Source organism: Nannocystis bainbridge (assembly GCF_028368995.1).
GTDB classification, from domain to species: Bacteria; Myxococcota_A; Polyangia; order Nannocystales; family Nannocystaceae; genus Nannocystis; species Nannocystis bainbridge.
The window spans coordinates 259,265-272,296 of the sequence record NZ_JAQNDL010000001.1 but is presented as its reverse complement, the minus strand read 5'-3'; the positions used below and the strand labels follow the sequence as shown (position 1 = coordinate 272,296).

At 72.5% G+C, this 13,032-nt stretch carries 11 protein-coding genes; 1 reads left to right on the top strand and 10 read right to left on the bottom strand.

Annotated features, from left to right (window positions below):
- Positions 1 to 36: 36 nt before the first annotated feature.
- The 4 genes from POL25_RS01085 to POL25_RS01070 all read right to left on the bottom strand — a co-directional run bounded on the left by POL25_RS01085 (position 37) and on the right by POL25_RS01070 (position 4,701).
- The gene (locus tag POL25_RS01085; RefSeq protein WP_272083833.1) at positions 37 to 2,388 is read right to left on the bottom strand and encodes a hypothetical protein; all 2,352 of its coding nucleotides are present in this window, start codon (positions 2,386 to 2,388) and stop codon (positions 37 to 39) included.
- A gap of 3 nt (positions 2,389 to 2,391) precedes the next feature.
- A complete protein-coding gene (locus POL25_RS01080; protein WP_272083831.1) occupies positions 2,392 to 3,198 on the bottom strand; it encodes a DUF4159 domain-containing protein in 807 nt (268 codons plus the stop codon).
- Positions 3,199 to 3,242: 44 nt separating this feature from the next.
- A complete protein-coding gene (locus POL25_RS01075; protein ID WP_272083829.1) occupies positions 3,243 to 3,935 on the bottom strand; it encodes a CAP domain-containing protein in 693 nt (230 codons plus the stop codon).
- A gap of 154 nt (positions 3,936 to 4,089) precedes the next feature.
- Positions 4,090 to 4,701 (bottom strand): CAP domain-containing protein, encoded by a 612-nt coding sequence (locus POL25_RS01070; protein WP_272083828.1) that lies wholly within the window; start codon positions 4,699 to 4,701, stop codon positions 4,090 to 4,092.
- Between the two features lie 387 nt (positions 4,702 to 5,088).
- Here POL25_RS01070 and POL25_RS01065 point away from each other — a divergent pair, with 387 nt between their 5' ends.
- A complete protein-coding gene (locus POL25_RS01065; protein WP_272083826.1) occupies positions 5,089 to 5,634 on the top strand; it encodes an RNA 2'-phosphotransferase in 546 nt (181 codons plus the stop codon).
- 366 nt (positions 5,635 to 6,000) lie between these two features.
- On the opposite strand, the gene POL25_RS01060 is transcribed toward POL25_RS01065, so the two are convergent.
- From POL25_RS01060 to POL25_RS01035, 6 genes are all read right to left on the bottom strand, one after another.
- Positions 6,001 to 6,402 (bottom strand): hypothetical protein, encoded by a 402-nt coding sequence (locus tag POL25_RS01060; RefSeq protein WP_272083824.1) that lies wholly within the window; start codon positions 6,400 to 6,402, stop codon positions 6,001 to 6,003.
- Between the two features lie 44 nt (positions 6,403 to 6,446).
- Entirely contained in the window at positions 6,447 to 7,478 is a 1,032-nt protein-coding gene (locus POL25_RS01055) for a 3-oxoacyl-ACP synthase III family protein (RefSeq protein ID WP_272083822.1), read from the bottom strand.
- A gap of 401 nt (positions 7,479 to 7,879) precedes the next feature.
- A complete protein-coding gene (locus POL25_RS01050; RefSeq protein ID WP_272083820.1) occupies positions 7,880 to 9,415 on the bottom strand; it encodes a hypothetical protein in 1,536 nt (511 codons plus the stop codon).
- Positions 9,416 to 9,572: 157 nt separating this feature from the next.
- Positions 9,573 to 10,625: a hypothetical protein gene (locus tag POL25_RS01045; RefSeq protein ID WP_272083819.1), complete on the bottom strand. Its 1,053-nt coding sequence runs from the start codon at positions 10,623 to 10,625 to the stop codon at positions 9,573 to 9,575.
- Positions 10,626 to 11,128: 503 nt separating this feature from the next.
- Positions 11,129 to 12,130 (bottom strand): FecCD family ABC transporter permease, encoded by a 1,002-nt coding sequence (locus POL25_RS01040; protein ID WP_272083818.1) that lies wholly within the window; start codon positions 12,128 to 12,130, stop codon positions 11,129 to 11,131.
- Positions 12,127 to 13,002, bottom strand: a complete 876-nt coding sequence (locus tag POL25_RS01035) for an ABC transporter substrate-binding protein (protein ID WP_272083817.1) — start codon at positions 13,000 to 13,002, stop codon at positions 12,127 to 12,129. Before POL25_RS01035 ends, POL25_RS01040 begins: the two co-directional genes overlap by 4 nt.
- Between the last annotated feature and the right edge of the window lie 30 nt (positions 13,003 to 13,032).

The following is a 13,032-nucleotide window of genomic DNA, read 5'->3' as shown; positions in this document are numbered from 1 at the left end:
AAAGCAGGGGCGGCCGGCGAGGGCGCGCGTGCGGGTTCAGGCGAGGCCGACCCGGCGCCGCACCAGGACTTCGCCGCCGAGACAGACGATGAGCAAGACCATGGCGAGGCCGCCGCTCCAGACCGGGACGTCGCGGCGACTGTCGACGCGCTCGCGATCCTGGCGATCGGGGGCCAGCGGCGGGGAGGCAGGCAGGTCGTCGCTGCCGGCGCGCAAGAAGCGGCCGCCGGTGGCCTCGGCGAGCCGCTGCAGCCGCTCGTCGCCGGGGCCGCTGGCGAGGCGGGTGAGCTCGCGGCCGGCGGCCTGGACGAGGAAGACGCGGCGCGCCTGCTGCGGGGCGGCGGAGGCCTCGTCGCCGCCAGCGCGCTGGGCCACGGCCTCGTAGGCGCCGACCGAGAGGCCGCCGCCGAGGGTCTCGCTGGCCCGCCCGAGCGCGTCGGTGGTCCATGTCCCCTGGGACAGGATCGTGACGGGGGCGTTGGGATCGGCGCCGGGATCGTCGGCGGCGTGGCCGAGTGGTTGCACGCGCCAGCCGACCTCGACGCCGGCCTCGGGGGCGTAGGAGGGCGAGAGCGCGGCGGCCCGCAGGGTGATCGGGGCGCCGAGCAGATAGGTGGGGCGGTCGGTCTCGAGGGTGAGGCGGTCGGCGGCGCTGTCGCGCAGCAGCCAGCGGATCGCGCCGAGCCACAGGAGATCGTAAGGCCGCGCGCCGTCGACGATCGGGAGGTCGGCGTGGAAGCCGAGCCGCCAGCTGGCGCCGGTGCTGAACACGAGGACGCGGCCGCGACCGGGCTCGGCGATGGTGAGCAGCGGGCCGCCCTCGGGGTGACGCAGCAGCACGGCGCTGCCGATCTCGGCCTCGTGGCGGGCCAGCTTGGCGGGGTTGTAGCTGTCGAGCGGCGGCAGGGTCGACCAATCGGACAGGCGGCTGTGATCGATCCACGCGGTGATCGGGTGGCGCCGGCCGGCGTCGGTGATCGCGGGGCGGAACGGCTCGACGTCGAGGCCGGTGGGCACGCGCAGGTCGACCGGGACGACGGCCGAGAGCGCGGGCGCGGGATAATCACCGGTGGCGAGGCCCATGTCGCCGCCGATCATCACCAGGGCGCCGCCCTCCTCGACGTAGCGGCCGATGTCGGGCAAGTAGCGGCCGACCTGGTGGTTGAGGGCGTCGAAGTTGTGGAGAATGACGAGGTCGAAGCTGCCGAGCTGCTCCTTGAACAGCTCGTCGGTGGGGAAGGCGATCAGCGACAGCGGAGCGAACGGGTCCTCGCGGTCGGCGTCGTCGGCCCCGCGCAAGATGTAGTAGCTGAGCAGCTCGACGTTGGGGTCGCGGCCGAGCAGGGTGCGGAGGGCCCGGACGTCCCAGTCGGGGCGGCCGGCGACGTGCAGGGCGCGGACCTTGTCGCGCAGGACCTTGACCACGAAGGCGCGGCGGTTGTTGTGCGGGCTGGCCTCGCCGTCGACGGGGCGGACCTCGATCTCGTAGACGAACTGGCCGACGCGGTCAGGGGCGACCTCGAAGCGGACGGTGGTCTCGCCGCTGGCAGGGGCGACGAAGGGCTCGGTGGCGACGACCTGGCCGTCGCGGCGCAGGACGACCTCGGTCTTGACGCCCTCGAGGCCGTGGGCCTCGATGTCGGCGGCGAACTCGACGACGTTCTCGACGAAGGCGAACTCGCCGGCGCGCAGCTCGGTGAGGGCGAGGTCGACGAGGTGCGGGGCGCCGGCGGCGACGGCCGTGACGGGCACGCCGAGCTCGCGGGCGGCGAGCACCAGCGGGTCGTCGCCGCCGCGGTCGGCGCGGTCGAAGAGGCCGTCGGAGACGACGATGACACCAGCGAGCGGGCGCGGGTCGACGGCGGGGTCGATGGCGGCGAGCTCGGCGAAGGCGCGGGTGAGGTCGGAGGCGGGCTGGCGGGCGTCGAGGTCGAGGGTGGCCTCGGCCTGGCCGGAGAGCGGTTCGCTGCCCTCGCCGAAGCGGCGCACCTGGACGGCGAGGCCCTGCTCCTTCCAGTCGGCGCGCGCGGGCTCGGAGCGGCGCCACAGGTCGCGCACGCGATCGATGCGGCGCATGGTCGCCTGGCTGGCCGACGCGGCGTCGGCGATGCCCATGCTGGCGCTGTCGTCGACGAGCATGACCAGGCGCGGGCCGGCGGCGCTGGTGGTCTCGAAGCTGAGCGACAGCTCGAGCGCGACGGCCAGCAGCGCGAGGGCGCCGGCGCAGCGCAGCGCGAACAGGCCGGCGCGCAGCCGCGGGCTGACCCCAGGGACAGGTTTGCGGTAGGCCCGGGCGGCCTCGACGATCGCCAGGGCCACGGCCGCGAGGATCAGCAGCAGGCCGAGAGTGCCGGGGACGTGGCCCGCGGTGATGCGCCAGCGCTCCATGGATCAGCGCCACCGCCGGTTGCGGAGGAGGGTCTCGACGTGGGCGCGGTCGGCCTTGTAGTCGGTGCAGGTGGCGTAGAGCAGGATGTTGACGGCGAAGCGGAAGGCCCACTCGCGCTGCTCGGCGCCGCCGGGGACGCACGGCCAGGTGAACAGGCCCGACTCGCCGCGGGCCAGCGCGCCGCCGAGGTCGTTGCGGACCAGCAGGGCCTTGAGGCGGCCCTCTTCGTGGATCCCGAGCACGTGGTCGAAGGTGCTGGTGCGGCCGAGCGGGGTCTCGACCAGGTAGAACGAGCGGTAGAGGACGTGGTCGGCGGCGACGCGGGACAGCGCGGCGCCGGGCAAGATCCGCCCGAGCAAGGCGGTGACGTCCTTCTCGAAGCCGAGGTCGGCGCCGCCGTCGGCGGAGTCGAAGAGGATCATGCCGCCGAGGTCGAGGAAGCGGCCGAGCGCGGTCTCGGCGGCGGCGCCGAGCGGCGGCAGGCTGCCCTCGCCGGCGACGTAGAGGAACGGGGTGTCGAACAGGCGCCGCGAGTCGGCGGTGACGACGCTGGGCTCGCGCACGGGCTCGAGGCGGGTGCGCAGGCGCAGCTCGACGGCGAGCTCGCGCATGGCCCCGGGGCGCGGGTTCCACTTGCCGGGGTACTGCAGCTGCGGCAGGTCGACGGTGAGGACGGCGGTCGGCTCGCGGAACTCGTCGCCGACGAGCGGGCCGAACAGGCCGGGCTCCTGGGCGCGCAGCGGGCGAGCCCAGGCGGCGGCGCACAGGCCGGCGGCGCCGGTGAGCAGGCTGCGGCGGGTGCGGGGCATCGGCGGCGAGGATAGCACCGCGGGGGGCCCGGGGTCAGGCGGCTTCACGGCAGCAGCGCGCCGAAGGTCTGGGTCCAGTAGTAGGTGAGGTTGCCGGTGCCCTCGTAGAAGCCGACGCCGGTGTGCTTGTACTGGGGGCTCATGAGGTTGGCGCAGTGGCCGTCGCTGTCGAGCCAGCCCTGGACGGTCAGCGGGGGATCGTCGGAGCCGGCGGCGATGTTCTCGCCCGCGGCGCCCCAGCCGGTGTAACCGGCCTCGTCGATGCGGTCGAACGGATCCTGACCGTCGGGGTTGGTGTGGTCGAAGTAGCCGCGCTCGGCCATGTCCAGCGAGTGCTTGCGCGCGGCGCAGTGGAGCCGCACGTCCATGGTGAGCGCCGGCGCGGGGCCGAAGCTGCCCTCCGACCCGCAGTCGGCGCCCTTGGCCCGCGCGGCGTTGATCTGCGCGAGCACCTCTTGCTCGCGCTCGATCCACGGGGCCAGCCACTTGGTGTCGGCCACCGTGTAGCAGTACGGGGTCATCCACGCCGGGTCGTCGGCCGAGCCGCCGGTGGTGTCGCCGGTGTCGGTCGGGGCGGCGGTGGGATCGGTGGACGCGTCGGTGTCGGTGGCGGGCCCGACGGTGTTGCTCTCGCCGGCGGTCAGGGGATCGCCGTCGTCGCTGCAAGCTGTCCCGAGGAACATGGTCGAAGAGACTTGTGCCAAGAGACAGGTGAGTCGAACGCGGCGCGAGAGCATGCCGGCAGGTTAGCAGAGGCGCGCGCGCGACGGCGACGGTCCGGCCGCGAGCCTCGCGCGGGGACGTGGGGAGACGCGCGGGGCGGGCGTATCGGGCGTGAGTGGCGAGCGAGGCGGTCGGGGCGCGGTGGGGCGTGTCGGCGTCGGGCGGGCGTCAGCGCGGGGTCGCGAGGGTCAGCGTCCAGTAGGCGGCGCGCTGCGGCTCCTCGGCTTCCTTGGCCATGTAGGTGGCCTCGCGGCCGCCGACGCCGACTTCGGTGAGCTCGCGCGCGAACAGCTGCCAGCACGAGGTCGGGTTGTCGCGCCAGGCGGTGACGACGTCGTCGGCGTCGTCGAGCTCGTCGATGTCGTCCTCGGTGACGACGGCGACGACCTCGGCGAAGGTGGCGGCGTTGTACTCGAGCCTGGCGATCCGGTTGCCGGCGCCGAGGCCGTCAGGGTCGACCGAGCTGACGTACGCGCGCTCGACCATGTCGTCGGTGTGCAGGCGGGCGGCGCAGCGCAGGTTGGGCTGCATGCGCAGGGGCGGGGCAGGCGAGAACTGCAGGACGCCGCAGCTGCCGCCCCGGGCCCGCAGCGCGTTGACCCGCGCCAGGACCTCGAGCTCGGCGTCAGCCCACGGCTCGGGCCAGGCGTCGTCGCCGACCGGCTCGCAGGCGGCCAGCTCGGGGACCGCGGGTGCGGCCTTCGGCTCGGGCGAAACCGGGGCGTCGCAGGCGAGGACGAGGAGCGCGCCGACGCACGTCCCGCGGAGCGCGGTGGCCATGGCCGGTGACGATAGCCGAAAAACCCGGCGCGGACGCCGTCAGGCGACCAAAAGGGCATCGGGCCGAGCGTGGCTCGACCCGATGGGGTGGTGCGGATGGCGGACTGCTAAGTTAGGTGAAGGCTAATTTCGCGGATAAGCCAGGTTCAAGCCAAGTAAGCCAAAGTCGGGCAGCTCGCCGAAAAGGAGAAGGAGCTCGCCGCCCGTGCCAACACAGGTTTGCAACGCCGGGGCCTGCGGTGGATGTGCATGAAATGATTGTGCTTTGGTGAGGGTGCAGGAGCGGGGCGGGAGATCGCGCGACGCCGGTGCCCGGGCGGTCGCCCGATCGCGCGACAGGCCTGTCAGGGGTTTGTTCCCGAGGCGAGATCGACGATCGTGGCGGCGATGGACGCGAACTCCCGGGTCCGCCTGAGCAAGTTCCTGTCGCTGCACCTGCGCCACGATCCGGCAGGCCTCGGCCTCGAGCTCGAGGCGGGCGGCTGGGTCGAGGTCGAGGCGCTGCTGGCCGCGTGCGCCCACAAGCGACGGCCGATGTCGCGGGCGCAGCTCGAGGAGATCGTGCGCACCAGCGACAAGCAGCGGTTCGCGTTCGACGACACGGGGACGAAGATCCGCGCCAATCAGGGCCACACGGTGGCGGTCGACCTGCAGCTGGTGCCGGCGATGCCGCCGCCGCTGCTGTTCCACGGGACGGGTGAGCAGACGGTGGCGGCGATCCTGCGCGAGGGCCTGCTGAAGATGCGCCGCCACCACGTGCACCTGTCGGCCGACGCGATCACAGCCCACAAGGTCGGCGCGCGCCACGGCCGACCGGCGGTGCTGCGGGTCGACGCGGCGGGGATGGTGGCCGCTGGCTTCGTGTTCTTCCGCGCCGAGAACGGGGTCTGGCTGGTCGAGCACGTGCCACCGGACTACCTCGCGGGGCCGTGAGCGCGGGCGAGACGAGCGCCGAGCAGAGGCGAGGCGGGCGATGAGCAGGAGCGAGGCGGTCGCACGGAAGCCAGCGAGGAACAGGGCACGAAGGCGAGGCGGGTCAGCGAGGAACAGGGCGCGAGGGCGAGGCGGGCGCTCGGAGGCCAGCGAGGCACAGGGCGCGAAGGCGAGGCGGGCGCTCGGAGGCCAGCGAGGAACAGGGCGCGAAGGCGAGGCGGGCGCTCGGAGGCTAGCGAGGAGCCAGCCGGCGAGGTCTCAGGCTTCGTCGCGCCGTCCTCGCGCCTGTCCCCGGGGACATGCTTCTTTTTAAAAGTCATGTCCGCAGAGGCATGCCCGATTGGACATGTCTCGGCGGACATGCGGTCACTGCGGCATGTAGGCGTGGATCGTGTGCAGGCCGACGCCGCCGGACTCGGCGGGGGGCTGGACGAAGAAGCGGTATTCGACGCTGCGGGCGACCGGCTCGACCGGCTCGGTCTCGGCGACGATCCGGGCCTCGTCGATGCGGCCGCGGGAGGCTCGCAACAAGGCTTTTCGGACAGGCTCCGCGCGCGGGCCGACGAGGCGGAGGCAGAGGTTGGGGTTGCGCTCGAGCTCGGCGAGGGCCTGGACGAACGCGGGCGGGGGTCGGCGCGGCTGGGCCCGCACGGGCTCGGTGTCGGTGTCGGTGCGGACCGTGGGCGGCTCCGACGGCGCCTGCGTCGTCGTCGACGGGGCACACCCGAGAACGGCGAGGACGAGGAGCGATGCGGCGCGGCGTACCACGCTCCTACCCTGATCGATGCCAGGGGAAGGAGGTGTGGAGGGGCTCACCAGTCAGCGATAGCGGCGCCCCACGTGAATCCGCTGCCAAACGCGACCATCGCGACCTTCTTACCGCGCACAAGGCGCCCGTCTCGCGCGCTCTCCGCCAGCAGCAGCGGAATGGTGGCCGCGGTCGTGTTGCCGTAGCGCTCGATGTTGTGGGGGACCTTCTCTTCGGGGATCTGCAGCTGCTGGGCGATGAACTGGTTGATGCGCAGGTTGGCCTGGTGAAAAAAGAAGAGGTCGATGTCCTGCAGGTCGAGCGAGAGCGACGAGCAGGCGCGCATCAGCGAGCCGATCATGGCGCCGACGGCGTGCTTGAACACGACCTTGCCGTCCATGCTGGCCCACAACATCTCCGGCGGGACGGTGCCGCTGCGGTCGGGGTTCTTGGCGACGAACGGGCGCTGGCGGATGTCCCAGATCTTCTGGCACAGGACCTCGGCGAAGCGGCCGTCGGCGCCGAGGTAGACGCCCCGCACGCCGCGGTCGTCGTCGGTGGCCGAGACGATGACGGCGCCGGCGCCGTCGCCGAACAGCGAGGAGACGGAGCGGCCCTCGGGCGAGAGGTCGAGCGCGGCGGAGTGGGTCTCGGCGCCGACCAGGAGCACGTGCTTCGCCATGCCGGCGCGCACGTGGGCGACCGCGGTCGAGAGGCCGTAGAGGAAGCCCGAGCACTGGTTGCGGACGTCGAGCGCGGGCACGAACTTGGCGTCGTCGCCCTCGCACAGGCCGAGCTTGCGCTGCAAGTAGACGCCGCTGCCGGGGAAGGCGTGCTCGGGCGAGAGGGTGGCGACGATGATGAGGTCGAGGTCGTGGGCGGCGAGCCCGGCGTCGGCGAGCGCGGCGCGAGCAGCCTCGGCGGCCATGTCGGCGGTGCCCACCCCGGCCTCGGCGAACCGGCGCGCCTCGATGCCGGTGCGCTGGACGATCCACTCGTGCGTGGTGTCGACGCCGAACTCGTGGATGAGAGCGTCGTTGCTGACGACCCGCGGCGGCACGTAGGAACCAGTCCCTGAGATGTAAGCGTTGACCACTGCGGGTCCTCCGGCGGCGCAGTCTATCACGCAGGTCCCACCCGGCCAGGTCGCGTCACGCGGACGCGGACGCGCGGCTCCGGTCCGCTCCGGCAGGCGGTGGCCGCGAATCCGCAGCGTGCGTGCGCAACGAGCGAGGCGGGCGGGAGCGAAAGATGACGGTCGCGTCAGCACGTCGCACGCGCGAGCGAGTCAGCGCGCGTGCATGCAAGATCGCGGAGGCGCATCCGCGAGGAGCGAGAGGCCGGGACGGACGATCGCGTGCGTCGAGCGCGTGGGCACGCGCCCCGGTGCGGGCGGCCGGTTCGCGCGAGGCTGCTCGCGTCGCTCTCGAGTGGAGAGCGACTCGAGGCGCGCGGCGATCGGCTCGCGCGCGAAGGCGGCTGGCGGAGTGAAGCGGCTCAGTGGCCGCTGCGCGGGCCGCCGATCGTCATGCCCTCGACGCTGTCGAAGCCGTCGGGCAAGAACTTGCTCGGGTCGGGCGGGCCGAACTGCTTGACGCCCTTGTCGGTGCACGGCTCGCAGGCGGTCTCGGCGAGGAAGTTCTGCAGGACCTCGCCGCGGTGCGGCAAGAACACGAAGCGGACCGCGTCGGACAGCGGGAAGCGGGTGCCGAACGGACCCTCGGCGGTGAACTCCTCGCTGATGTGGACGAACCCGAGGCTCGGCTCCCACGGCAGGCCGTCGCCGAAGTCGAGGTTGTCGCCGAAGTTGTTGTGCTCGTGGCAGCCGGCGCACGACAGCGCGAGCGCGCGGTTGATGATCTGGTCGGCGGTGAGGCCGGGCAGGGTGATCGCGTCCTGGATCTTGCTGCGGAACGAGCCGCTGATGCCGGACTGGATGCGGTAGTTGTCGAACTCGCCCTCGGAGTTGCTGGCGCCGGAGGCGAAGGTGCCGACGTCGGTGGTGAAGAACAGGTTGCTGCCGGCCTTCTCGAGGTTGGGCACCTGCCGCACGAACCACTCCTGGAACGCCTCGGCGCCGAGCCACGGCGAGTCGTCCTGGAAGAGCTCGGGGAACGGGTTGTCCTTGAGCAGGACCGGACGGATGCAGGCGGAGCCGCCGCAGTCGTGCACGAACTCGAACTGGCGCAGCTGCCAGGCGTTCGGCCCGTTCATGAACATGTTGGTGCGGATCTGGCCGCCCTTGGTGCCGTAGTTGTCGGCGTGCACGACGGGCCCGGCGCCGGCGGCGTCGACGAAGTAGAAGTCCTCGACGCGGTCACGGATCTCGGTGATGTCGTCGATCTCGCTGAGGTCGGCCCAGAACTGCGCGATCGGCCGGCAACCCTCGATGCCGCAGCTCGGGTTCGGGTTGGGCAGGGTGGCCTCGAAGATGATGAGGTTGCGATCGTTGGTGTCGAACAAGCCCGACTGCTTGGCGAAGACGATGCGGTACTCGCCGCAGTTGCTGCCGTCGAGCGGGGCGAGGTCGAAGCGGTTGAACACGCCGAGCGGGATGTAGCCGTCGAAGTTGTTCTGCGGGTCGCTGAACGGATCGGTGTCGGCGAGCCGACCCTCGGGGCGCGGGCAGGCGTGGGGGAAGGCGCCCATCGCCGGTGAGCCGTCGACGAGCTCGTCGTCGCAGTGGAAGGCGTCAGGGTGGACGCCGGGCTTGGCGTTGAAGTAGTCCCACCAGCGCTGGTAGAGCTGCGTCGGCGTGACGGCCGGCGCGGGGCTCGTGGCCAGGATCTGCGACATCACGCGGGTGAAGGTGAACGGCTCCACCACCGTGAACTCGCTCAGCACCAGCGAGCGGCGCAGGTCGAGCGTGATGTCGTCGCCGCACAGCTGGCCGCCGCCTTCAGGGGCGGCCAGCGCAGGTCCAGGCGACTTCGGCGGCGGTGACTGACCCGAGCTGTCCGAAGGGTCACATCCCGCCGCGGCGACGGCCGCAGTCCACACGAATAAGTTAAGGTGCAGCGTACGAGCGAGCACAGGCACAAGATAGCGGGGCCGCCGCGGCTTCGCCAGCGGGGACGGCGCGCGACCGCGAACGAGGCCCCGGCCGGGTCGGCGAGGAGCGCCGTTCCGGTGGCCAGGGCGCCGGGCCCGGGGGCCGGGTCCGATGCCGGTCCGGGTGCGCGGGCGCCGATCAGACGCCGGTGCGGGCGATCTTCACCGGCTCGGGCTCGTCCGGCGGGTGCTCGGCCCACTCGGCCTCGAGCTCGGCCCACAGGCCCATGACGATCGCCTCCTGGTCGGCCCAGGCGGCGCCGTCGAGGCCCTTGGCCGGCTCCACGCCCAACATCTTGAGGGTGACGGGCTTGTCAGGGTCGAGCCCGAACTTGGCCGCGCGTCCGCGGAAGTACTTGCCCATGATCGCGGCGACGTTCTCGCTCTTGCTCGGGCACATCTTCCCGCCGCTGACGGCCCGGTGCACGCTCTCCCAGGTGGCGCGGGTGGTGTGCTGATAGGTCCGGCCGGCGGCGTCGGTGCACTCGATGGCGGTGCCCGCCTTGCGGATGACGCGGGCGACGGCGCGGCGATAGACGAGGATGTCGACGATCGCGTCGCACAGGACGCGGGGGTCGGCCTGGTTGTCCCACACCTGGGTGAAGTAGTTGGAGTTCATGCCGAACAGGCCGTAGGTCTGCCAGTGCTCGTGCTCGGCGTGGTGCGGGTTGCCCTCGTAGAGCTTGGCGGTCTTGCGCCACGCCTGTTGGCTGGCCTCGAGGTCAGGTGACAGGCGGTGCACGAGCCCTTGCTGCAGGCTCGATTCGCGCGAGGCGACCAGCTGGAGCAGCTTGAGGAAATCGTCGCTGGCCTTGAGCCGCTTGACGACGTGCGCGAGCACGTCGTAGGTCCGTTTTTGCTCGTTCCGCGTCAGCCGCGGGCGCTGCTCGTCGACGCCGTGCACGCACTGGTGGGGGAGGAACTGCTCGACCTGTGCGCGGTCGGCGGCGACCTGCGCGGGCTCATCGAGCGCGGGCTCGACGGGCGCAGGTGTCACGGGCGCGAGGGCGCGAACGGGCGCCCGCAGAACTTCGTCCAGGCTGCTCGGGCCGGTCCGGCCGGCTGTGTTCAGGTCGCCGTCGAGGTCGTAGCGGTCGTCGAACCGGACATCGTGGGCCGCTTCCGCGCTGGCGCCGTCGTCGAAGCCGTCAGTGACGACGGCGACGGCGCAGGCCAGAGCTGTCAGGTGCACCAATCTCATTCCGCTACCTTCCTTCGTCTCCGCTGAGCTCGCTGAGGTCTTCCGCGCCGGGGCTCATCAGGCCGACAAGAAGAAACCGAAAGCGGTGGTCCGTCCAGTGCGGACGTCCCGGATTCTGCCCGCGCGCGAGCGTGCAGCCGCGTCACTCGCGTGCATGTGCACGAGCGACCGGCGTGAGAATGTGACAGTCGTTCGCACGTGTCCGCGCTTCGAGTTTGCTGCAGGGCACTAGTTGTGGACAGCGCTCCGCGCGTGAACCCAAGATGTTGTATGTGGAGCGACTTCGACGTCGCGCACATCAGCGCCGTGGTCTATGGGCCGCACGCGTAATGCCGCGCTGTCACCACGCCGCTGATGCGCAGCGCAGGAACGCATGCTCTGGCTCAGACAAAGTCACACGGATCGGCGTGCGCGTGCAGCGGTGCGGTCAGTTGACCGCGTTCGTCCGAACGACGCGCGGACACGTGACGACGATGCATGTGCAAGCGTCGCGCTCAGCCAGCGAGTCCGCGCAGGCCGCGACGCCGGAGCAGCCACAGAAAGAAAGGCGCGCCGACCAGGCTGGTGATCACTCCGGGAGGGATCACGACCCCGCTGGCCGAGCGAGCGACGGCGTCGACGAGGATGGTCGCGCTCGCGCCGACGAGCGCGGCGAGCGGGACGAGACGTCGATGACCTGGCCCCGAGGACATGCGAGCGACGTGCGGGGCGACGAGCCCGACGAACGCCAGTACGCCGGTCAGCGCGGTCGCGGCGCCGACGAGGAGGCCGACAGCGACGACCACGAGCAGGCGCAGGCGCGCGAGGTCGACACCGAGCGAGGCCGCGGCGTCGCTGCCGAGGTGGAGCGCGTCGAGGTCGCGACGCAGCCATAGTGCCAGCGCGAGCCCGAGCCCGCAGGGGGGCACGGCCCACGACAGGTGGGGCCAACTGCGGCCTTCGAAGCTGCCCATCAGCCAGTAGATGACCTTGAGCCCGAAGTCCCACTGATGCGAGGCGAGCGCCTGACACACGGTGATCAGCGCCGAGCACAGGGCCCCGAGCGCGACGCCGGCGAGCAGCAGGACGGCGAGGCTGGCCTGTCGCCCGGCGGCCGCGAGCAGGAGCCCCATGGCCGCGGCCGCGCCGATCGCCGCGACGACCGGGATCGCCCACAACCCGGCGCGGTCGAAGCCCAACAGCAGGCCGACGACGGCGAACAGCGCGGCCCCGGAGCTGACGCCGAGCACCCCCGGATCGGCCATCGGGTTGCGGAACAGGCCCTGGCACAGCGCGCCCGCGGCCGCCAGGGCGGCGCCGACGAGGCCGGCGAGCAGCGCCCGCGGCAGCCGCAGATCCCACACGATCGCGCCGCGCAGATCGAGCTCGTCGCCGGCGAGCCGGCGACCGATGGTGGCGAGCGCCTCGGCGAGGCCGATCTCGCCCGGACCTGTCCCGAGAGACAGCAGCAGCGCGAGCGGGATCGCGGCCGCGGCCAGCCAGGTGGTGCGGTTCACGGCGGCTCCGCGCGCAGGCGGTCTTGCAAGATCTCGGCGGCGCGCGCCATGCCCTCGCCGGTGCTGGCGAGCGCGCGTGCGGGCACCGCGAAGATCCGCCCGCCCCGCGCCGCCGCGGTCGCGCGCACGCCCGGCAGCGCGGCTACGGCCGCCTCGGCGGCGCGGCAGGCCGGGTCGTCGGGCTCGGGCGCCGGGCAGCCGGTGACGATCACCGGCGGGTCCCACGAGACCATCAGCTCCAGGGCCACAGGGACATGTCCTTCGAGACCTTTCTCTTTAGCCATGTTCGAAAGGCCAGCTGCCTCGGCGACGTCGTCGAAGCTGGTGCCGGCGGCCGCGGCGTGGCCGTCGCCCCAGCTGACCGCCGCCAGCCGGATCGCCGGCCGACGCGCGGCCAGGCGGGCCAGGCGGCCGTCGAGGTCGGCGATCAGGCGCTCGCCCGCGGCCGGGTCCTCGACCGCGGCGGCGAGTTGGCGCACGTGGGAGCGGTAGTCGGCGAAGCCGGTGAAGCGGGTGAACTCGAGCAGGCGCACGCCGTGGCTCGTCAGCAGCTCGCGCACTTCGGGCGAGGTGAAGCTGGCGATCACGGCCAGGTCGGGGGCGAGCGCGAGCAGGCCCTCGGAGGTGAGGGCGCGGCGCGGGGTCGCGGGCGGCCATACGCCGGCGACGCCGGAGTAGCGGGGGTCGTCGGCGAGCGCGCTGACGCCGACGACGCGGGCCTGGGCCGCGGGACCGAGCGCCCACAGCACCTCGTCGGAGAGGATCGTCTGCGAGACGATCCGGTGCGCGGGCGCATCGCCGGTCTCGGGCGCGGGCGCGGGCGCACCTGTACATGCAGACAGGGCGAAAAGGACAGGCAGGCCGCGCAGCACCGCGGGCAGTCTACGGCCGCGCGCGCGGCA